We start from the raw sequence: 20514 nt of genomic DNA on the forward strand, positions 1-20514 counted from the left end.
TTGATGACGCTCCTCGCTGGAGCCCTCAAGCTTTGGATCCGGACACGTTGTGATCAGCTCGGCAGTTTGGAGCTCACCCTCCATGGATCGGCATTCACGTTGATGAGTGGTCGTCTTCAAGGGGTGAGTTTGATCGCCCGTGATGTGGGGTTTAAGGGCTTACCGCTCCAGCATGTTCAACTTCGTAGTGGTCCGATCACTGTTGATCTAAATGTTCTGAGCCCTGGGCAAATGCTGGCTCTTCAGCATCCTTTTCAAGTGGAGGGCGAGGTGTCGATCAGTGGCACCGCACTGAATGATGCCTTGCTGGCGGAGCCGTGGCGCTGGCTAGGCGATTCGCTAGCTGAACAGCTCATGGGCCTCACCACCCTGGGTGGTTTAACCATCGAGAACGATGTGATGGAGCTCCAATCGGCAGTGGCGGCTCATCGAGAACCAGTGCGTCGTTGCTTCAGGATCGATGCCTCAGACAACACGTTGCGGTTTCGATCGCAAGATGCTGCCGATGCCTCATCAATGTTGCTCCCCATGGACCCTGGGATCAAGATCACCATGGCGTCCCTCCAGGGGGGACAGCTCCATCTCAACGGTTGTGCTGACGTCACGCCGTGATCGTTTCACGCGTGATCGTTTCATTGTGTGGAAGTCAGCCGGCCTCACCGAACCAGTAGGGGCTGAATGAGTGCTACGACGTAATACACCACGGCAGGGGTGAACAAATAGCTATCAATTCGATCAAGGATCCCGCCATGGCCAGGCAAAACGTCACCGGAATCCTTAACACCAGCGTCCCGCTTCATCATCGATTCGGTGAGGTCGCCCACCATGGCGATGAGGGCGATGAGGGCGCCAAGAATCAGTCCAGGTAAACCGAGATAAGGCCAACCCATCACAAGGGCGCAAATTTCGCCCATGGCCATGGCACACAGACATCCACCTAGGGCACCTTCCACTGTTTTCCCAGGCGAGATTGGAGACAGAGGACGTTTCCCCCAGCGTCGGCCAAAGGCCCAAGAGCCAATATCGCTGCACACAATCATCAGACAAGCCGACAGGGTGATCGCCAGCCCACTAGTGCAGAGTTCTGAGGTTCCAGGCGCGAGTTCCACCAGTGTGAGATTCCGAAGCGACAGCCAGTGACTCGGTAGAAAGCCCAGGTAAAACAAACCAAAGATGGATGCTGCAACATCGGCGATGGAGCCCGTTACTGGCTGCAGAAGCAACCATGCACAAATCGCTGCTCCTGATAACGGCAAGACGGCTGACGAGAGTTCTCCTGGCAATCCTCCAGAAACAGCCGCCCATTGGGTGCTGAATAACAGCAGTTGGCAGGCCACCAGCGTTGTTTTTGTGGCAGGGCGCATCCCCTTGAATTGGGCCATGCGGAAAAATTCCAACAGGCCGAGATGGACGAGAATCCCAACGGCTGCGGTGAACCACCATCCACCAAGGCAGACAACTACGAGGCCAAAACCACCAACGGCTAATCCGCTTAACAGTCGTTTGCGTGAGGACTCTGTCGATCGTGGTTGATCAACTGATGGATAGACCTCGATGATCACCCAAACCCGTGATGACCGTCAGCCTATCAACCGATCTCCGTTGCTCAGTTCTTCATCACCTTGATTCCATTTGGTAAAACATCACTCCAGAGCCGGCTTTGCTCTGCGAGCCAAAGTGCTCGAGCATGATCAACTCTTTCTCCCGGAATGAGAAGTGGTATCCCGGGGGGGTAAGGACAGACAAGTTCACTGGCAACCTCTCCTTCTGATTGCTCAAATGTCACAACTTTGCTTGGCGCATTCCAGGCCTTGCTTAGTTTCACTTCGGGGCTCGTTAGAAGTGGTAAAGGAGGAGGCTCAAAGTCTTGTTGAGCTGATTGATTTTGGTTGGCTTGAAGTAACTTTTTCCAGGCCCTACTTATTTTTGAATGTAAATTTCGATGTTTGGACAATCCAAGACAAAATGTCAGTGTTCCTGGCTCAGGTAATTCGGCAATCAGCCCATTTTTCATAAACCATGTATCTGCATCGATGCCGCTGATTCCTGCTGAGCCAGTGTGTAGAACGATCCGTAATGGATCTTGCGTTTCTATAAGGGGGACTCCTGATTGAATGAGACGAGATTTAATCAGGCGGGCTTCATTGATTCGATTCGCTAAATTTCTTTTGCCTCGAGGATTAGATAGTTGTTTAACAGCAGACTCGCATGATGCGAGAAGTAAAGAACTTGGACTTGTTGTTTGTAACCAGCCAAGGCAACGCTCGATACGTTCTCGGTCAACCCTCGTTCCCTTTAGCCATAACACCGCTGTTTGAGCGAGTCCTGCCGCAGATTTATGAAGAGAGTGGACAACGAGATCCGCTCCACAATGCAATGATGAAAGTGGAAGATCAGGATCGATTGCTGCGGCTAAATGTGATCCATGGGCCTCATCAACAAGGACAGAAAGTCCTTGTTGATGGAGTGTATTAATGATGTCTGATGGATCATTGGCGTAGCCTTGATAAGTAGGGTGAACCAAAACTGCCGCTTTGATCTTGCGTTGATGATTAGGTAGCTCCGCTAAGACTTTTTTAATCCAGGCGAGATTTGGCGGTGCTGAATGTCCCTGATTCGTTTGGTAGGGAACGTTGTATAGAAGTGGTTCGATATCGCCGAGTACACAGGCCTGAATCAGGCTTCTGTGCACATTTCGTGGCATGAGAACGGCATCACCGGGCTGAGCAATTGCCAGGAGGGCTGCCTGCAGCAATCCTGTGGCTCCGTTAACGCCATACCAGCAGTGGTCAGCCCCCATGGCGGCCGCCGAGTTCCGTTGACTTTCGCCTACAGCCCCCTCAGGTTCGAGTGGTCCACCAATCTCAGCTAATTCGGGGAGATCCCAGACGCCAGCCCTTTGCCTCAAAAGACGTTTGAACTCCTCCGGCAATGCTTGTCCTCTGCCGTGGGCGGGCAAAAACAAGCTCCTGCCAAGCCGTTTTTTTAACAGTGGCAAAAGCGCCATTGCTGAGAGCAATTGTCCTTAGAGTCTGCTCCAGTGAATGGGCGCCTTGATGCAATACGACTCTGGGCGAGATTTTTGGTGGTTGCTTCTTCGGCCATGGATTGCGATACCGCGATTAATTCAAGTGCTGTGGACTCTCAGTGGTTTGGTCATTGTTTTGCTGTTGCGGGGTTCGAGCTCCGACGCTGATGTTCAACGCGGGTTGGCTCGTCGCATTCTCAATACCCTGACGGGTCTCGGGCCCTGTTTTATCAAGCTCGGGCAGGCCCTTTCTACCCGTCCAGATCTCGTCAGGCGCGATTGGCTCGAGGAGCTCACGCGGTTGCAGGACGACCTTCCCGCTTTCCCTCACTCGATCGCCTTATCGCGAATCGAACAGGAGCTGGGAGCCCCAGCGGATCAACTCTTCGAGGAATTTCCTTCGGCCCCGATTGCCGCCGCCAGTCTTGGCCAGGTTTATAAAGCACGACTTGAAGGTCAATCCTGGGTGGCGGTCAAGGTTCAGCGGCCCAATCTCACCTTTATCCTTCGCCGTGATCTTGTCTTGATCCGCGCGCTTGGTGTTCTCACAGCGCCATTCCTTCCCCTCAATCTTGGTTTTGGTTTGGGAAGCATCATTGATGAGTTCGGCCGTAGCTTGTTCGAAGAGATTGACTATGAGCAAGAGGCAGATAACGCAGAACGCTTCGCAACCCTTTTTGTTGATAATCCAGCCGTTTATGTACCCCGTGTTGAGCGCATGCTCAGCTCAACCCGTGTTTTAACAACCACGTGGATTGAGGGTTCGAAAATGAGAAACAGTCAGGAGTTGATTGATCAGCGTTTAGACCCGGCTGCCTTGATCCGCACGGGTGTGATTTGCGGACTACAGCAACTTCTCGAATTCGGCTACTTCCACGCTGATCCCCACCCCGGCAACCTTTTCGCCTTGCAGGGTCGCAGCGGTGACATGGGCCATGTTGGCTACGTGGACTTCGGAATGATGGACTCGATCAGCGATCGGGACCGGCTCACGCTCACTGGTGCGGTTGTTCATCTGATTAATCGTGATTTTGAAGGACTCGCCGAAGACTTTCAAGATCTGGGTTTTTTAAGCCCAACCGCAGATCTTTCTCCGATTATCCCCGCCCTTGAAGAAGTGCTCGGTGGAAGTCTTGGTGAGTCTGTGGGTTCATTCAACTTCAAAGCCATCACAGATCGCTTTTCAGAGTTGATGTTTGATTATCCATTTCGTGTTCCAGCGCGATTTGCCTTGATCATTCGCGCGGTGGTGAGTCAGGAAGGTCTCGCACTCCGTCTTGACCCCGACTTCAAAATTATTTCCGTTGCCTACCCCTATGTGGCAAGACGTTTGCTCGCTGGAGATACCAGCGAGATGCGAGAGAAGTTGTTGGACGTGATTTTTGATGAGTCGGGTCGCCTCCGTCTCGAGCGCTTGGAAAGTCTTTTGGAGGTTGTTGGGCAAGGCGCGCCCTCCCCTGGCGCGGAACTCTTACCCGTTGCAGGAGCAGGACTTCGTCTTTTGTTTAGCCGTGATGGTGCTGATCTGCGCAAGCGCCTTTTGCTGACCTTGATCCGTGATGATCGCCTCCATACCGAAGATGTGCGAGCCCTAGCCCGTTTGATTGGCAGAACGTTCGGACCGGGTCGAATCGCGGGTGACTTTTTGCAGCGGCTCAATCCGCTCGTTGCAGCTTGATCAATCCACTAAGGTCGACGTCCCATTACGAGAATTGCATCAATGCTTGAGGAGATCACCGCCGAGCAGATTGAGCAGTACTTGATGATGGCGGTTCTTCCCCAGCCCCCCTATTTGATGGCTGGCATTGGCCTTTTGATGGGTGTTCTCTGCGGATTGACGTTTGGTCGCCTTGTCCAGAACAAGCTTGACGGATGGAAGGAAGATCGCTTGCCCCTGTTGCCACTAGCTACGGCTGAGATCTTTTTGAGTTTTTCAGGAACCTTGATTGGTGTAACGCTGTTCATCGGTTGCTGCTTGCAAATCTTTGGGTTCGCTTCAGGGACTGCTCTCCTAGTTGCTTTATTGCTGTCTCTGCTAACTGGAGGAGCATTGTTCGCTCAATTGGAGCGACTGATGCAACAAGTGGAAAGCGGCAATTTCAAAGCAGTCGATTTTGATAATTTCGACGAATTCTTCTAATTTTCCTCCTAAATCTTGTGGTTAATAGACCCGATTCAAATATTCATGTTGAATAATTTTTATTACGCACCAATTTGTTAATTCATAAGTTTTTATCAGGCATTCTTTTGCATTAATTTCTTTCTTCTCTTTGTCGCTTGTTTGAAATTTTATCTAGGGTTTGCCCGTTGATGTTGATGCGATGATTCTTTGTTGCTTTTCGCTCGCAGAGGTTTGAATCCTTCGTTTGCTTTTTTATTTGATTTGTAAGTCATTTCTGTCGAAATGTTCCAGTGACTGCTTTCCCTAGTTTGTTCTGGATTTGTTGGGAGTTCGGTGATCTTTATATGAGTGACTCCCTTGCTCAGAGATTGTTGCTTGTCTTGTACATTCAATGATGATTTGAATCTCAATGTCTGCTTGATTTCATGGCGTGACCCAGCAAAGGCTTCAAAAATTGATGGCTGCTGCGGGGCTTTGTTCGCGTCGACGTGGAGAAGATTGGCTTCAAGCTGGTCGTGTGACTGTTGATGGGCGTGTTGCGAGCCTTGGAGATCAGGCCGATCCTGATTGTCAGCTGATTGCGGTGGATGGTATTCCGCTGATTTCAGTTCGAGAACCACGCGTGTTCTTGCTCAACAAGCCAGTGGGAGTGATTTGTAGTTGTCGTGATCCTCAGGGCAGGTCCACGGTGTTGGATTGTTTGCCCCATCAAGAACGGCCAGGTCTGCACCCTGTTGGTCGACTGGATGCTGATAGTCGTGGGGCTCTGCTGCTCACTGATCAAGGTGAACTCACGCTGCGGCTGACCCATCCCCGCTACAGCCATGCCAAGACCTATCGCGTTTTGGTCAAAGGGATTCCCAATGCCCTTGTCCTCCGTCGTTGGCGTGAGGGTTTGCAGTTAGACGGACGTTTGACCCGCCCCGCGCTTGTGCGTTGTCTTCGGTCACGAGGCACATCATCTTTATTGGAAGTTGAGCTAAGGGAGGGGCGGAATCGCCAAATTCGACGGGTCGCTGAGTTGCTTGGTCATCCTGTAATCGATTTGCAGCGTGTTGCCATCGATGGCATTCATCTCGATGATCTTGCGGAGGGCTGTTGGCGTCGTCTTGACGCGAGAGAGTGGGCCTACATCGTTGATGGGAACGCAACTCGGTCCATGGACCAATCATGAATCTGCGATTGAGATTCCCCAAGCGTTGGTGGATGCGTTCTGGACTTGCTTTGAAGCGGTCTGATCGTGATTCGGTGAGTCGCGAGCAGCAGGCTCAGCTTCTTGGCTCCATGATTCGCGAACGTCGAGAACACTTGGGTTTAACGCTGAGAGATCTAGCGACTCAGATCAGGATTACAACGCCAGTTCTCGAAGCCCTAGAGCGTGGCTGGATTGATCGTCTGCCTGAAAGGGCCTATTTGGCCTCCATGCTTCCTCAAATTGAAAGGCGGCTTGAACTCCCATCTGGCTGCTTGGAACCGGTTCTTCCTGTTCCCATATCCCAGTCGAGGCGGAAACCCGTTCGTGGTTTTAGTCGATTCACCCTTGGAAGTATTGACGTCTTCACGACCTGGCAAGGGAGCGTTGTGTATGGCTTCGTCATGCTTTTTAGCCTTGTGGCGATTAATCGTCAGCAGCAAACTCTTGCCCGTCAAAACAGTCTCGCCTTGGAGCCTGTGCGAGCCAATCTTCAGGTCATCGCTTCGGCGCCTGTCACGTCGGAGTCTGAGATTTCATCCAGCCTGGAGGGTTTGCGCCCCCTCGAACAGGCCCGCCAGCGTTTGCCTCAAGACTGGCTGAACGGTGTTGCCACGTCCGTCAATCCAAACGATGGGGTGTTGCAACTGCTGTTCAACGAACCGAGTCAACTCAAGATCGACAGCGAGGGTGGTGATCGTGTGCAGCTTGCTGCCGGGGAAGGTCAGCTCACCTTGCAGCTGAGAGCACCCATTGACCTCACCATGACCCCTCCCCCAGAAAAGATTCAACAGGTGATGTGGAACGGTGTTCCTTTAAAGCAAGTTCCCAAGCGCGTAGGGGTTTACCGAGTGGAAAAATCTTCCCTTTGAGCATTAAAATTATCCTCACTATCTATTATAAATATCCCATAAAAAAGCAACCTTTGGTTAAGGTTGCTGCTGGTGCATTCCCTTGAGTCGATGTTATGTGTGTGCTTTCCCACGTGCCATCGGCGTAATTACTCACCTCTCTGTAGCTGAATCGTTGCGAGTGGTTCTGTGGGTATTGGAACGTTGTGGTGGTCGTCGATGTTTTTGTTATTTTTGTAGTAAAAAAATTGCCATTTAGGAAGATTTTATATCTGCAAAAAACAGATTTGAATCAACATTAAAACCCTTTCAGATTCTTCTTTTCGCCGACCTCAGGCACCCTTGGTCGTCATCAGCTTTCCCTAAATTATTCATGGTTTAACAATCCTGTAGCGCTCTCAAGGTTTCGTCCCCAAACCTTGGCGCGTTCTCCAAAGCCCTTCAAAGACCCCACCAGATTGTTGTCAAACTGACTCAGGCGCCAATTCCAATTCCCTGATGATGTTCCAGGGGTATTGAATCGTGCACGATCATCAAGATGCAATAAATCTTGGAGTGGAGCCACCACAAGTGTGGCGGATGTCGCAAATGCCATATCAAATAAATGCCAGGCCGGTGCTGAGATCTCGCCGTTGATGCGATTCATAATTCTCTCCCGGCTACTGCTATCGAGACGTTGCCACCATCCCAGGGTTGTTGGGTTGTCATGGGTCCCTGTGTAGACCACCCAGCGGGTGCCATCCATGTTTTCCGGAAGATAGGGATTGTCGCTTTGGCCATCAAATGCAAACTGAAGAACTTTCATTCCTGGTAAGGCAAATCGATCACGCAGGTCTTCGACATCTGGCGTAATCACGCCAAGGTCTTCTGCAATTAAGGGCAAATTGCCGCCCGCGTCTTGTTGCAATTTGGCCAGCAAGGCCCGGCCTGGTGATGATTGCCATTCGCCGTTTTGAGCAGTTGAATCACCTCCTGGAACGGCCCAAAAAGCGGCGAGTGCACGAAAATGATCCAATCGCAGGAGATCAACTAAATCCCGTTGGCGGCTGATGCGTTTGCGCCACCAGTGGAAGCGGGTGATGCGGTGTCGTCCCCAGCGATAGACGGGGGACCCCCAGAGTTGCCCCGTTTCGGAAAAGTAATCAGGAGGAACCCCACTCTGGAGAGTTAGTTCACCGGATTCCTTCACGCTGAATAGGTTCCGATGGCTCCAGACATCAGCGCTGTCGGTGCTCACGTAAAAGGGCAAATCTCCAAACAACACAACGCCAAGGTCGTGGGCCAGTCGTTTGATCTCTTGCCATTGGCGATCAAGCTGCCACTGCATCAGGCGCTCTTTCAACAGCGCTGCTTGATGGTCTGCTGCCCAGGCTTTGAGTGCACGACGTTGATGCTGTGCCAGTGGCTTTGGCCAAGTCCACCATGCGTTGTTGTGTTGGGCATGCAAAACACTGAACGACACGTGGTCGTCCAGCCACGATTGTTGACTGCACCAGCACCGGAAGGCCTCTTGTCGATCTGACGTCTGTTGTTGCCAAGACTCGAGCAGGGCATCGGCCAGGGCCTCACTGCGATGGTTAGCGAGCTGGAAATCAAGAACCGTTGCCCCGTTCTCTGTGTCGGATGCTCCAGGCAGACCATTCAGGGCGTCTTGGCTGATGAACTGTTCATTCGCCAGATCCGATGCATCGAGGAACCAGGCATTGAGGGCAAAGCAGGAGGGGGAGCTGTAAGGAGATCCAGTCGGATCTGGCGGGGCAAGGGGCAACATTTGCCATACCCCGATGCCGCTACTGGCCAGATGATGGAGCCAGCGACGACTGGGCTCCCCAAAGGTTCCGCACACCGGACTATTGGGGAGTGCCGTGGGATGGAGCAACACACCGCTTGTGCGGGCCCGCTGGGTGGTTGCCTCGGTCATCAACGCTTCTGCTTCCTCGATGCCTGAAGGATGACTCCTTCAGAACACGCTGGCATCCCCAAGGTCTTGACCTGCCATTCCGTCGCGCACTACCCGTTCGAAGAATTGCTCCAAGGTGTCTTCTCCGTAAGACGGGGTGGCATCGGCGTCGTATCGCTGGTCTTGGGCGTTCCAAACCAGCATCGATTCACTGGCGTAGTAACGACCAATCCGTCCGAATTCAGCGGTGTCTTGAAGACCTGGGAAGAGCTTCGAGAGGCCCTCGAGCAGTGCAATCGGGCCGTCCATCAGGGCGATCGGCACGGACAGCATGCGTTGTTGACGTCCGAGGGCACGAAACAGCATCTCACCCTGCTCACGGGCACTCATGGCCTGCCCAGGTCCACCAATGGGAAGAACTTGGTTGCGTTTCTCAGGATCCGAGATGCAGTCGGCGATGAACCGAGCCAGATCCGACTCACTGATCGGTTTACAGCTGGCAAGTGTTCCGCCGCCGAACATCACATAGGGCCCCCCTTTGCGGCAACTTTCCACCTGTCCGCCCAAGCTTTTAAAAAAAGCTGTGGGGCGGACGATGGAGTAACTCATCTCGCCATCGGCTTGCAGTGCTTTTTCGAAGGCCAACTTGGCTTTTTGGAATTCCAGAAGTGGCTTCTGCACACAAATGGCAGAGAGGAGAACGTAATGGGCAACCCCTGCCTTCCGACCTTCGGTGTAGGTGTTCAAGGTGGCCTGGTGGTCAATCGCCCATGAGTCTTGTCTCCCTCCAGTTCGCGAGGCGAGGCAGCTCACGACCACATCAACCGGTTGCGGGAAAGCGTTTCGGCTCAGTGAGTTGACGTCTTTGACATCTCCAAAGCGCACCTCTGCTCCAGGAAAGTCCGCCACCACTTGATCTTGGTTCTGTCGTCCGCCAATGCCACTGCGTTCCCGACAAAAAGCCACCACCTGATAGCCCCGTTTAACGAGTTCCTTCACCACGAACCGACCGATGTAGCCCGTGGCACCGAACACCACGACCCGAACGTCTGCGGGTGGCCGTTCTCGAAAGTCGTGGCGCAGAGGCATAAAGGACGACATGCAAGGCCCCAACGCTAAAGACTGGACAACGGGGTGAAGATAAGTCTGCTGTAATCCAGGAAGCGGCGGACGATGACCTCCTCCAAAGAGACGCGCCTGAAGCGCTGGTTTGGACGTCGTCCATGGAGAACTGTGCTGCGCTTGAGCTCGATTGCCCTTGGTGTGGGCGCGACTGGTTGGATGCTCAGCCTGCTTTGGCCCGAGCCAGATCGCGCCGCCAAAGAGGCTTCAACCAAGTCGGACGCCCTAAGCAGCTTGGCCCCGTTCCCCGCAAGCCCTGTGACGGTGCTTGTGGTGGGGATTGATGCCAATCAGCTCGGGGAACCGCTAAATCAAGCTGCACCCTTGGGTCGAGCCAATGCCGATGCACTGCTCCTGCTGCGTATGAGCGCTGATGAGCCGTTGCAGGTGCTGCAGATTCCAAGCGAGATCGCCGTGCAATTGCCGGGGAACGACCAACCGACCAGCCTGGCCAGCCTTTGGCAAAGAGGTGGTGTAGCCCTGTTGAACGATGCCATTCAAGAAATTCTTGGGCAAACGCAACAGGCTCCTCAGCGATATGTCGTGATGCCTCGCATGGCACTACGCACCCTTGTGGATGGTCTGGGTGATGTGGATTTGGTTCTCAATGAGACCTACCAGCACAACGACAAATCTCAGGGTTACAGCATCAAGCTCCAGGCCGGACGGCAACGGCTCAATGGGGAGAGGGCAGAACAATTCGTGCGTTATCGAGAAACCCCTCTGGACAACGCCAATCGACGAACCCGACAGCAGGATTTGATCGTCGCTTTGGTTGAGCAGCTGAAGGACTCGAGTGTGATCTCCTCGCTGCCCTTGCTGGTAGGCCAGCTGGAATCTGAGCTGGACACCAACCTCAGCCGTCGTGAGCAATTGAGTTTGGCGGTGGCCTTAATCGCCAGTCCGCCACCCGTTCGCATTACTCAAGTTCCCTTGGCCAGGCGGGTGGACAATCAGATTTTGCGCCAAGTCAAGTCCGATCAGGTATGGCCCCTGTGGCCACAGGACTGAGGAGCGAGCGTCGAAGCCAGAGACTGAACGTTTCCACAGCATCGTTGTGATCGTGATGCTCCGCAGCTGGAATCCAGCCGCGCCATGGAAGTCCGTCTTTGCGGCGTTCCGTTGCATCCCATGCCCCGTGAAGCTGCGCCAAGCCAAGCAAGGGCACTTTTAATTCGCGGCAGAGCGCGGCATAGGCAGGGCCGACCCCAGGAATTCCTCCATCGGCATCTCCTGGGACCAAAAGCAACACGGGTTGGCGCCAGTCGGCAATGGCTTCCAACCAACTGCCTCCATCGCGATGGAACCGAGCGGCATCACCGCACAGTCGAACCAAATCGCGCCTGGATTCTGTCGACGCCAACACCTTGTGCGGAGATTCTCCGCACGCATAACTCAACAGGCCACAACCACAGGATTCGGCGATGGCTTCACAGGCATGCCTCATGGCCAACTCCGGGATGGGGCCTGCACCCAGGATCAGCGGAAAACCTTTGGACATGGGGGGCGCGTTCACCACTACCATCGGATTACAGCAGAATTCGTTCCGCGGCCGCCGTGACCAGCTTCCTGACAGCACCGCGGGCCGAGCAAGAGAAGTTTTCTGGCGAAAGCCCAAGGCTTCGACTTTTCAGCGGTACCTCCAACCCTGGTTTGGCTCGTGAGATTGCCGCGTACCTAGGGGTGCCTGATGGACCTCGGATTGTGAAGCGATTTGCCGATGGGGAGCTCTACGTTCAGATCCAAGAGTCGATCCGCGGCTGTGATGTCTTTCTGATCCAGCCCACCTGTGCTCCGGTGAACGATCACTTAATGGAGCTGCTGATCATGGTGGATGCGTGTCGACGCGCCTCTGCCCGACAAATCACAGCGGTGGTTCCTTACTACGGCTATGCGAGGGCCGATCGCAAAACAGCTGGCCGGGAGTCGATCACCGCCAAGCTCACCGCAAACCTGTTGGTGACCTCTGGCGTAGATCGCGTGTTGGCGATGGATCTTCATTCGGCTCAGATTCAGGGCTACTTCGACATTCCGTGTGATCACATTTATGGATCACCGGTGCTGGTGGATTACTTATCAACGCAAAATCTTGGAGACATTGTTGTGGTGTCGCCCGATGTGGGTGGAGTGGCACGGGCTAGAGCGTTTGCCAAGCAAATGAATGATGCGCCCCTCGCGATTATCGACAAAAGACGAACAGGTCATAACCAAGCTGAAAGCCTCACTGTGATCGGTGATGTGGCGGGTAAAACGGCTGTTTTGATCGACGACATGATTGATACGGGCGGCACGATTTGCGCTGGAGCGAAGCTGCTTCGTCAACAAGGTGCACAACGGGTGATCGCCTGCGCCACCCATGCTGTTTTTTCACCACCAGCTTGCGAACGGTTATCTGCAGAAGGCCTTTTTGAGCAGGTGGTTGTTACAAATAGCCTCCCCATTGAGCTGGATGGAAGTTTCCCTCAACTCAAAATTCTTTCCGCTGCCAACATGTTGGGTGAGGCAATCCTGCGAATTCATGAAGAGAGCTCAGTGAGCTCAATGTTCCGTTAAAACCTCTCTTTGATGTTTCAACGGTTGCTTTGCGGCGTCCTTGCGGGGCTCTCCACTGTTGGTGTTTTAACGCTCGATGCCCAGTCGCAATCGAGCTTGGATCGTTTGTTGCGAACCAAGACCACGATGGGGGTATGGCTCACCAATAGCCCAAGCCCTTTGTATTACGACCACTGGCGCATCACTGTCGCGATGGACCAGCTGCAACAGGCTGGATTTACGCGGGTGATCCCCAATGTTTGGAGCCGGGGAACCACATTCCATCAGAGTCGGTTTGCGCCAGTGGAACCACCCTTAGCCAAGGTTGGTGTTGGGATCGATCCGATTTGTACCCTTGCTACCGAAGGCCAGAAGCGCGGGATCAAGGTGATGCCCTGGTTCGAATATGGCTTGATGGAACCCGCCGATGCGCGGGTCGTAAAAGACCATCCTGACTGGGTTTTAGCGAAGGCGAATGGGGAACAAACCATGACGATGCATGGGCGGCATCGCATGGCTTGGTTGAATCCGGCTCATCCAGAGGTGAGGGAACGATTTATTGGTTTGGTGGTGGAAACCCTCCAGCGATGCTCCATGGATGGCCTGCAATTGGATGACCACTTCGCTTGGCCTGTGGAATTTGGCTACGACCGCTTCACGTCGAACTTGTACAAGCAACAAACGGGAACGTTGCCTCCTGTTGATTACACCAACCGATACTGGATGCGTTGGAGACGGCGGCAACTCACGGGGCTGTTGCGGGATTTACGGACCCGGCTGAAACAAGAACAGTTGCCGCAGCGCATCAGTCTCTCCCCAGGTCCATTTCGCCAGTCCTACAACCTTTGGCTGCAGGACTGGGAACTTTGGGCGATGGGTGGGTTGATCGATGAGCTTGTGGTTCAGAACTATGCCCATTCAGTGAAAGGGTTTGCCCGTGACCTGGATCAACCCGCGTTGCGGAAGGCACGTGAGTGGCGGATCCCTACTCAGATCGGGATTTTGGCTGGTTTTGGTCCACGCACAACGGCAATTCCGGTTCTCAGAGAGAAAGTGCAACTGGCTCGAGAACGTGGTCATGGCGTCGTCTTTTTTTATTGGGAAGGCTTGTGGGGGATGCATGTCCCACAGCGGGATCGTCAACGTCGCTACGGTCTATTCGAAGAATTTGGTGAGTTCGAACAACAATGAACCAGTTCGAAATCAACCAAGTCAAGTCACGTCTACGCCGCTTAGAGCTTTCCGAAGAATTTGTTGATCAATACGTTCATAAAATCCAAGTGAATTGCGAAAGCTACGCCATGGCTTGTAAAACCATCGATCGATGGCAAAAGCAAGATAGTCGTGAGGTTGTTTCCCAAGTTTTAGCGTGTGGACTCATTGCAGCTGTGTTGGGTGGATTCCTGGCCACCTTTTGATATTCAGCGTATATATGAAAATTTTTAGTGCTGAAAATTGCTACGTATTTAAAAAAATCATTCAAAATGATGTGTTTTGATTGTTTTACGAATTTTCACTTCGGGCTCAGGCTAGAGGTGAATGGATGGATGTTTCTGACCTCTGTGTTGATAGGGAGCCTTCGATTATTGTTAATATATGAGGTTTTGATCGATGAAAAATATTTTGAATATTCCGTGCAGTGACAAAAGCGTGGTGGATGTCTGTTGCACCGCCATGGATTTAAGCAAAATGGTGCTTATGTCAATAAGTTATAGCTTTCTTCTTGATGCTTTCGTGCATTGATTCGCTTCAGATCGGAACTGATTTGTTGCTGGAAATGCAACGAAGGAAATTCGGGGTGAATGTTCTCGGTGCGACCGTCGAAAGTTGGGGACATTTGATATCACTAATGAAGAGTGAGGATTGTGCTTGATTTTAAGACGTAAGAGTGAAGCTTCCTGGGTAATTGTTTTTTAAATTCTTTTTAAAATGAGCATGATCATGCATAAACTGCCAATCACTGGGCCTGGCGGAAGATCGACTGCAATCGCCAGCATCATGCCCCCGCTTGTGAGTGCCAACCCTGTTGCTGAAGATTTTAAGATTAATTGTTTGAGGCTCGTGCTCTTATCAATGTGCATCAGAACTGGTGCACAAAGCAGGGCAATGACAAGGATGATTCCAACTGCGGTGATTGCACTGATGATCACAAGTGCCGTGATAACGATTGCTATGAAACGAATCTGTGTGACTGGTCGTTTGGCTGCTTGTGCCCCGTCAGGATCAACGCCAATGAACACCAAATCTTGGTAACGCGTCACCAATAAGAAGATTATTGCGGCTGTTGCAATTAAGGTTCGGGTCAGGTCGCTACTGTTTGCTGCCAGTAGATCTCCAAATAAAATCGTTTCTAAGTCGACGCGGGTTTGGAGTAACGGTACAAGTAGTACGCCAAGAGCTGTAAATCCAGCTAAAACAGTATTCATCGACGATTCTTCTCGGCCTTTAAATCGTTGATTAAGACGTTCTGCTATTAGTGCACCCAGTAATCCACTGATCAGCCCACCGATTGTTGGGTCAATACCAATTGCCAAGGCTATGACTAATCCTGGCAGCACCGAATGCGCCATCAGATTGGCCAGTAGTATGCGTCTTTGGGTGATTAATAGGGATCCAGTGGCAGGACAAATTACTCCAATTAATAGAGATATGATAAGTGGAATTAGCCACCAGATTTGGGTCTCATCCACAGCAGTGACTCCCCATCATGCATGTCATATCGCTTAGTTTTTCTCGGACTTCTGAGGGAGTGCCGTTGGCTAATAATTTGTTGTCGAGTACGAGCACTTTGTCGTAGCTGTCGAGAGCACTTCCCCAGTCGTGGCTGCTGACCAACAATGTTTGTCCTGCATCAGCTTGTTCTCGCATCACGGAAAGTAGATGTTCGCGCGTAGGGGGGTCAATTGCACTACATGGCTCGTCGAGCAGTAAGACCCCGGTTTGTTGCATCAGTGCCCTGGCCAGTAAAACGCGCTGTTGTTGCCCTCCGGATAAGTCGCTTAGCCGTCTTTGAGCCAGCTGTTCCATTCCAACCCGCATCAGCAGTTGCTTCGCTATCTGCTTTCCTGGCTGATGTTTGAAAGTTTTTCCTCCCAAGCGCACCATTTCAAAAACGGTGATGGGGAATGTCCAATCAATGGAGGCTCTTTGCGGCATCACCGTAATACTGCTGTTGCATTCCACGAATCCGCTATCTCGCTGCAATCGCCCTTGTAAAAGGTGAAGCAAGGTTGATTTGCCAGCTCCATTGGGCCCGACAAGTGCCGTCAAGGTTCCGGGCTTCAGTTCCAGGGTGATGTTGTCAATGATCCGCTTGTTGCCGTAGCTGAAGCAGACACGAGACGCGCGTAACCCTTCATTGTTGGCAAGGGTCGACATCACAAATTCTGTTGGTGCAATTGAAGAGCCGGTTGAAGGGTGGTTGCGCAAGTTTGACTTGTTGGAAGAATGATAATCATTCTCAGATTTTTGTCATATGCGTCGTTCCTCGTGGATCGCGCGGGGCTCGTTGACTTCGCTTTTGGCGATTTCGCTCGCCCAGATCCCTGTTCAAGCATCGCAACCTTCTGTTGTTGCAGTGGATGGAACTCTGTGTGACTTAACGCGTACCTTGGCTGCAACTGCTGTCAGTGTCACCTGCTTGATTCCCCCTGGTGGTGATCCCCATGGTTATCGACTCAAGCCGAGTGACCGGCAAGCTCTGTCGAAGGCCGATCTTGTTGTTCACATTGGCTTCAACCTCACACCGTCTGCCAAGGACATCTCTGTTCCTGCCCCCGTCGTTGCCGTAGGAGAGGTGGCTTTGCCCTCCTATCGAGGCAATGATCCCCATGTTTGGCATGATCCAGCCAATTCAGCAGCGATGACATCTGCGATTGCTAATCGTCTCTCTCCTTTGTTGTCGGGAGATGCACGTGTGGCGTTTGCCTCACGTGCCGCTAATGCTCAGAGTGTGCTGGCTGATCTTGGAACTTGGGCTTCCGTTCAGTTTGCAAAATTGCCTGCCAATCAAAGAGTGCTGGTGACTGATCATCAGACGTATAGCCATCTTGCTAATCGATATGATCTTGAAGAAATCTCCATGCTTGATAGCTATACAACTGGAGGCGCCTTAAAGCCATCAAGTCTGAATGCAATTACAAAAGCCGTAACGGACTCTGGTGCAAGGGTGATTTTTTCCTCTTATTTACCGGCTAATAAGTCGTTAAGGCGAATCAGTAAACGCTCCGGATTGCCTATTGCGTCCACTCCTCTTTATGGAGAAGGCCTCGCACCGGGTGAAACTGCGGTTTCAACTGCCACAAAAAATATTTGCGCAATTTTGAAAGGTCAGGGTGCTTCATGCGATGAAGCTGCTGCCAACGTTCTCGCTAATCGTTGGGCTGATATCTAACCCTTTTCTATTTTTATTTTCGTCTCTTCTCCAACTCTTCCTTTTCTTATGTCCCGCAAACGCACTCTTCTGCTGGCTCTACTTCTTTTGCCATTGATTCAAGGCAGACCCTCTGTTGCCCACGGTTCCCATGGTGGCGGTGGAGATGTCCCTGAGGCTGGTGAATTTGAATTTACTCCGGTCGTGACTCTCGAGGGGCATGCTGGTTTTGAACAGAATCTCGACGACAAACCCAAGCATTACGCGCTTGATGGATTGTTCGGTGGAGTATTCCAGTGGGGTTTGGGTTCTGGTGGCAGTTTGTCCATAGAGGCTGCTGTCGGACCGTCTTTGGTTTGGGGAGAAGCGGAGCACTTCTACGGCAAGGTCCATATCGACGACCACGATGATCACGGCGATCATGCTGACCACGGCGATCATGCTGACCACGACGACCACGACGACCACGACGACCACGACGATCATGACGACCACGACGATCATGACGATCATGACGATCACGATGATCATGACGACCACGATGATCACGACGATCATGCAGGCCATGACCATGCTGGGCACGATCATGGAGATACCTCATATAAGCGGACTGACGTCCGAGGATTTCTTCAGGTTCGATATGCCCCTAATGACCGCTTAAGTGTTTCCGTTGATTGGAAACCTTATTTTGTCACCAAAGATCAAGGTGATGACATCCAGGGTCTTAAAAATGAAATTGGTGCCGAAATCGTATGGGCACTCGGTGATGGTGACCTGAACTTCTCTCTTGGTGATGGATTGGAAAGTCTTGCTGACGGACTCTTCCTATCGTTGGAACATCGTCATGGTTGGGAATCTGATGGAACCTGGATGGGGAACTACACGGACCCGCGTCTTGGTTTTGGTTTCATCATTGGTAGTGATCAAATCAGTGTGAAGCTTGATGGTGGCCCGCGTTTCTATACGCCTGGAAGTTACTCAGGCTTGAAGCAGCGTACTGATTTTGCTGGAGAGTTAGAGGTCTCAGTTCCTGTTGGTCAGGCTACGTTGTTTGCCCACTGGCAACCAACTTATAGCTCTGTCAATGCGCCTGGTTGGGGTGAAGGCTGGCAACACCATGTTGGAACTGGCGTTACCTTCAGCTTTTAATTTCGTGGCTTAATTAGCTTTATTCCTGGATCAGAAGCCGCGCTTTCACGTAGAGCGCGGCTTTTTAATGTTGATCTATTATTTGTTCTCTGTATTCCCATGGTGAGTTGTTCAATTTCTTTCTTTTGTTATTGAGAAAGGCTTTCCTTCTGGCTGCTATTTAATATTTATGATGCAGGCTTGTGATCTACGTGATTTGTATACTTGTGCTCACTGATTTATCTAGTCTGATCGCGGCCGCAGGGTTGCGCACCCTGGTCAAGCATCTCAAGGGTTGAGCCATACGGCCTGCTCCACTGCAATTGGAAGTACCTCTTGCAGCTGAAGGGATTCGGCATCAATCAAGGCTGGGTGGGCGTCGTGTTGCTGTTCTCGAATCACAGTGAGTAGCAAACGACCACTGACTGGATCGAACTGCAGTGGGGTACCTCCTTTCATCCTCCATGCATCTAACGATTGACGTTTTGCCACCCTGCCCTCGCCATCCAGAAGGAGGAGTGTGTGCTCTGCCCAATCACCCGTCCATTGTCCGATCACAGCCCAGATCCGCTCACCTTTTCCATCGCAAGCAACGCCTAAAATGGCTTGCTCTCCCAGCCAAAGTTGGCGGGGAGCGACTCCAGGAAGCACCAGTTCAATCGACCTGCGGTAGTCGGGCCAATGACGGATTAACAGGGCTCGTCCTGATGCGGCGCAGAAGGCACCAAGCTCACGGTTTCCTGGAAGCGACTGCATCGTTCCCCCTTTGTTGGCGAGGGGCATCAGATTGATTCCGTCATAGGAGGGCACGACCAAACCCCCGCCTCCAGGCAGTAACTCCATGGGTCCAGCAGATGGCAGATCGAGCTGGCGTCGTTTCCCGTTGGCTTGGATGAGTTCGTTGCGCTCGGTCTCCGGTAAGAAGCCCCCGGTTTGAACCAATAAATCGCCGTTCAGGTTGCTGCTGATATGGCCAAATAAGACGTTCTCATTAATTAACTGCTGCACTGGCAGTCGTTCGGGTGGTTCCAGAGCACTGCGATCGTGCTGCAAGCTTCGAGGCTTGAGAGGTTGCAACCAGATCTGTTCATTTCGGTTGTCGTCACTTGCCACGACGGCAACACCACGGCCATTCCCCAGGGGGACTACTGCAGAGAGTTTTGTCCAAATGGGACTGACGGGGCGCCAGGTCCCCTGGCGATCGAGCAGTTGCAGTTGCTGCCCGTTCTTCAGTTCACGGGTGACGAGCAGCCATGGTCTTGGATCCCACCACCAGGTTTGTGCTGTCAGCGCATTCATCCGCTGATCGCGTCCCGCCAAGTGCAGCTGAATAGGCGCCTTGATGGCAGTCGTTGGCGTGAGGATCAGCCGAAGTGCAGCATGGCTCCCCAGCCAGTGATGACGAAGCGCAGGCTCTAGATGACTTTGCGAGTCCACCGCCTTCAGCTGCATCGGCCTGCTGAAGTTCAGATCCAGGCCAGCGCTGCCGGAGTGAAGGTGTTGCGGCTTGATTTGAACCAAACGGGGCGGACGGCGCAGCAGAATCTGCTGCTGCACCAAGACCGCCGCTGTGGTGAGAGTGAGCAGGAGTCCAAGTCGACGATTCATGGTTCGAGCGGTCGCTTGGGACGGGAAATTGGGGTGATTGTTTTTGGCATCACCACAGCCACCCGTTGTTCATTACGCATGGCCACCGCCATCTCACCCTGGATTGCCAACCATTGATTCGTTGTTGGTTCGAAACCATCGGGCCAATCCACGGCGAGGCCGGCCGGGGTGGCATCGGCTAAGCAGCACCGCACAGTCAGGCGTGCAATCAGAGCTGGGCCATTCTTCTGGGTCCAAACAAAACCGCTGATGTTGACAGGGTTCCCGTCCACAAGATCGGGATCTTGCTGACTTCGCAGGAGTCGAACCCATTCCGTCAGGGTTCGTTGTTCTGGTGGTAAGACGAAGGCAAGTTCAGGGGGCTCTGGTAATCCCTGCGGTCGGCTGTCGGCGAGATCACTGAAGGATGGATTGGGTGGTACCAGTAAGACAAGGAGTGCGATGGCTGCACTGCTCCACCACGGCCAGGGCAACCGTTCACGTCGACCGCGACGTCGGATCAACAAGACAACTCCCGCCAAGATCAGCGCAGCTCCCGCAACCCCAACTAGGCCATGGAACACGCCACGAAGGAGCAAGTCGAGGCGTCCGGAGATGACGCTCCAGAGCACAATCCAGCCCCAAGCAATCAGCAGTGCGGCTCGCGTCATGCCTTGCGC

20 protein-coding genes are annotated in these 20514 nt (G+C 52.6%); 11 read left to right on the plus strand and 9 right to left on the minus strand.

Annotated features, from left to right (window positions below):
• Positions 1-3: 3 nt before the first annotated feature.
• Positions 4-612, plus strand: coding sequence for a DUF2993 domain-containing protein (locus BL107_RS06755; RefSeq protein WP_369791567.1), 609 nt, complete (start codon positions 4-6; stop codon positions 610-612).
• A gap of 44 nt (positions 613-656) precedes the next feature.
• On the opposite strand, the gene BL107_RS06760 is transcribed toward BL107_RS06755, so the two are convergent.
• Both BL107_RS06760 and BL107_RS06765 read right to left on the minus strand, forming a co-directional pair.
• Positions 657-1562 carry a phosphatidate cytidylyltransferase gene (locus tag BL107_RS06760; protein WP_037988227.1) on the minus strand — a complete coding sequence of 302 codons (906 nt, stop codon included), beginning with the start codon at positions 1560-1562 and terminating at the stop codon, positions 657-659.
• A 44-nt stretch (positions 1563-1606) separates the two neighbouring features.
• A complete protein-coding gene (locus tag BL107_RS06765) occupies positions 1607-3007 on the minus strand; it encodes an aminotransferase class I/II-fold pyridoxal phosphate-dependent enzyme (RefSeq protein ID WP_037988229.1) in 1401 nt (466 codons plus the stop codon).
• A gap of 49 nt (positions 3008-3056) precedes the next feature.
• Here BL107_RS06765 and BL107_RS06770 point away from each other — a divergent pair, with 49 nt between their 5' ends.
• From BL107_RS06770 to BL107_RS06785, 4 genes are all read left to right on the plus strand, one after another.
• Entirely contained in the window at positions 3057-4706 is a 1650-nt protein-coding gene (locus BL107_RS06770; protein ID WP_037988844.1) for an AarF/ABC1/UbiB kinase family protein, read from the plus strand.
• Between the two features lie 42 nt (positions 4707-4748).
• Complete coding sequence (locus BL107_RS06775) at positions 4749-5168, plus strand: hypothetical protein (RefSeq protein ID WP_009789549.1); 420 nt, start codon at positions 4749-4751, stop codon at positions 5166-5168.
• Between the two features lie 412 nt (positions 5169-5580).
• A complete protein-coding gene (locus BL107_RS06780) occupies positions 5581-6324 on the plus strand; it encodes a pseudouridine synthase (protein WP_037988230.1) in 744 nt (247 codons plus the stop codon).
• Positions 6321-7214, plus strand: a complete 894-nt coding sequence (locus tag BL107_RS06785) for a RodZ family helix-turn-helix domain-containing protein (protein WP_156779415.1) — start codon at positions 6321-6323, stop codon at positions 7212-7214. The genes BL107_RS06780 and BL107_RS06785 overlap by 4 nt, the downstream gene beginning before the upstream one ends.
• 346 nt (positions 7215-7560) lie before the next feature.
• Here the strand turns inward: BL107_RS06785 and malQ are convergent, their stop codons facing one another.
• Positions 7561-9114 (minus strand): 4-alpha-glucanotransferase, encoded by a 1554-nt coding sequence (malQ, locus tag BL107_RS06790; RefSeq protein WP_009789552.1) that lies wholly within the window; start codon positions 9112-9114, stop codon positions 7561-7563.
• Between the two features lie 39 nt (positions 9115-9153).
• The gene (locus BL107_RS06795) at positions 9154-10182 is read right to left on the minus strand and encodes an NAD(P)-dependent oxidoreductase (RefSeq protein ID WP_009789553.1); all 1029 of its coding nucleotides are present in this window, start codon (positions 10180-10182) and stop codon (positions 9154-9156) included.
• Positions 10183-10266: 84 nt separating this feature from the next.
• Between BL107_RS06795 and BL107_RS06800 the strand changes: the two genes are divergently transcribed.
• Entirely contained in the window at positions 10267-11226 is a 960-nt protein-coding gene (locus BL107_RS06800; RefSeq protein ID WP_009789554.1) for an LCP family protein, read from the plus strand.
• Here BL107_RS06800 and BL107_RS06805 read toward each other — a convergent pair.
• Entirely contained in the window at positions 11186-11716 is a 531-nt protein-coding gene (locus BL107_RS06805) for a hypothetical protein (RefSeq protein WP_037988234.1), read from the minus strand. The two genes, BL107_RS06800 and BL107_RS06805, sit on opposite strands and share 41 nt — an antisense overlap.
• A gap of 56 nt (positions 11717-11772) precedes the next feature.
• On the opposite strand from BL107_RS06805, the gene BL107_RS06810 reads away from it, so the two are divergent.
• The 3 genes from BL107_RS06810 to BL107_RS06820 are packed head-to-tail and all read left to right on the plus strand — an operon-like array spanning position 11773 to position 14165.
• Positions 11773-12768 carry a ribose-phosphate pyrophosphokinase gene (locus BL107_RS06810; RefSeq protein ID WP_009789557.1) on the plus strand — a complete coding sequence of 332 codons (996 nt, stop codon included), beginning with the start codon at positions 11773-11775 and terminating at the stop codon, positions 12766-12768.
• 12 nt (positions 12769-12780) lie between these two features.
• Positions 12781-13938, plus strand: a complete 1158-nt coding sequence (locus BL107_RS06815) for a glycoside hydrolase family 10 protein (RefSeq protein WP_009789558.1) — start codon at positions 12781-12783, stop codon at positions 13936-13938.
• A complete protein-coding gene (locus tag BL107_RS06820) occupies positions 13935-14165 on the plus strand; it encodes a hypothetical protein (protein WP_009789559.1) in 231 nt (76 codons plus the stop codon). The genes BL107_RS06815 and BL107_RS06820 overlap by 4 nt, the downstream gene beginning before the upstream one ends.
• A gap of 495 nt (positions 14166-14660) precedes the next feature.
• Here BL107_RS06820 and BL107_RS06830 read toward each other — a convergent pair whose 3' ends face one another.
• Positions 14661-15437 (minus strand): metal ABC transporter permease, encoded by a 777-nt coding sequence (locus BL107_RS06830; RefSeq protein ID WP_009789561.1) that lies wholly within the window; start codon positions 15435-15437, stop codon positions 14661-14663.
• Complete coding sequence (locus BL107_RS06835; protein ID WP_009789562.1) at positions 15430-16125, minus strand: metal ABC transporter ATP-binding protein; 696 nt, start codon at positions 16123-16125, stop codon at positions 15430-15432. The genes BL107_RS06830 and BL107_RS06835 overlap by 8 nt, the downstream gene beginning before the upstream one ends.
• Positions 16126-16222: 97 nt before the next feature.
• On the opposite strand from BL107_RS06835, the gene BL107_RS06840 reads away from it, so the two are divergent.
• Positions 16223-17140, plus strand: coding sequence for a metal ABC transporter substrate-binding protein (locus BL107_RS06840; protein ID WP_009789563.1), 918 nt, complete (start codon positions 16223-16225; stop codon positions 17138-17140).
• 48 nt (positions 17141-17188) lie between these two features.
• Positions 17189-18268 carry a hypothetical protein gene (locus BL107_RS06845; RefSeq protein WP_009789564.1) on the plus strand — a complete coding sequence of 360 codons (1080 nt, stop codon included), beginning with the start codon at positions 17189-17191 and terminating at the stop codon, positions 18266-18268.
• Between the two features lie 267 nt (positions 18269-18535).
• Here the strand turns inward: BL107_RS06845 and BL107_RS06850 are convergent, their stop codons facing one another.
• Positions 18536-19855 carry a hypothetical protein gene (locus tag BL107_RS06850; RefSeq protein WP_009789565.1) on the minus strand — a complete coding sequence of 440 codons (1320 nt, stop codon included), beginning with the start codon at positions 19853-19855 and terminating at the stop codon, positions 18536-18538.
• Complete coding sequence (locus BL107_RS06855; protein ID WP_009789566.1) at positions 19852-20505, minus strand: TIGR03943 family protein; 654 nt, start codon at positions 20503-20505, stop codon at positions 19852-19854. The genes BL107_RS06850 and BL107_RS06855 overlap by 4 nt, the downstream gene beginning before the upstream one ends.
• Positions 20506-20514 lie beyond the last annotated feature (9 nt).

The sequence above is a fragment of the Synechococcus sp. BL107 genome (genome assembly GCF_000153805.1).
Taxonomy (GTDB): domain Bacteria; phylum Cyanobacteriota; class Cyanobacteriia; order PCC-6307; family Cyanobiaceae; genus Parasynechococcus.

Bases quoted from the DNA above. Each gene is read 5' to 3' on its own strand.
- BL107_RS06840 (WP_009789563.1), top strand. From the start codon at position 16,223: ATGCGTCGTTCCTCGTGGATCGCGCGGGGCTCGTTGACTTCGCTTTTG.
- BL107_RS06770 (WP_037988844.1), top strand. From the start codon at position 3,057: ATGCAATACGACTCTGGGCGAGATTTTTGGTGGTTGCTTCTTCGGCCA.
- BL107_RS06850 (WP_009789565.1), bottom strand. From the start codon at position 19,855: ATGAATCGTCGACTTGGACTCCTGCTCACTCTCACCACAGCGGCGGTC.
- BL107_RS06815 (WP_009789558.1), top strand. From the start codon at position 12,781: ATGTTTCAACGGTTGCTTTGCGGCGTCCTTGCGGGGCTCTCCACTGTT.
- BL107_RS06755 (WP_369791567.1), top strand. From the start codon at position 4: ATGACGCTCCTCGCTGGAGCCCTCAAGCTTTGGATCCGGACACGTTGT.
- BL107_RS06855 (WP_009789566.1), bottom strand. From the start codon at position 20,505: ATGACGCGAGCCGCACTGCTGATTGCTTGGGGCTGGATTGTGCTCTGG.
- BL107_RS06800 (WP_009789554.1), top strand. From the start codon at position 10,267: ATGACCTCCTCCAAAGAGACGCGCCTGAAGCGCTGGTTTGGACGTCGT.
- BL107_RS06805 (WP_037988234.1), bottom strand. From the start codon at position 11,716: ATGTCCAAAGGTTTTCCGCTGATCCTGGGTGCAGGCCCCATCCCGGAG.
- BL107_RS06785 (WP_156779415.1), top strand. From the start codon at position 6,321: ATGAATCTGCGATTGAGATTCCCCAAGCGTTGGTGGATGCGTTCTGGA.
- malQ (WP_009789552.1), bottom strand. From the start codon at position 9,114: ATGACCGAGGCAACCACCCAGCGGGCCCGCACAAGCGGTGTGTTGCTC.
- BL107_RS06765 (WP_037988229.1), bottom strand. From the start codon at position 3,007: ATGGCGCTTTTGCCACTGTTAAAAAAACGGCTTGGCAGGAGCTTGTTT.
- BL107_RS06820 (WP_009789559.1), top strand. From the start codon at position 13,935: ATGAACCAGTTCGAAATCAACCAAGTCAAGTCACGTCTACGCCGCTTA.
- BL107_RS06775 (WP_009789549.1), top strand. From the start codon at position 4,749: ATGCTTGAGGAGATCACCGCCGAGCAGATTGAGCAGTACTTGATGATG.
- BL107_RS06845 (WP_009789564.1), top strand. From the start codon at position 17,189: ATGTCCCGCAAACGCACTCTTCTGCTGGCTCTACTTCTTTTGCCATTG.
- BL107_RS06835 (WP_009789562.1), bottom strand. From the start codon at position 16,125: ATGTCGACCCTTGCCAACAATGAAGGGTTACGCGCGTCTCGTGTCTGC.
- BL107_RS06795 (WP_009789553.1), bottom strand. From the start codon at position 10,182: ATGCCTCTGCGCCACGACTTTCGAGAACGGCCACCCGCAGACGTTCGG.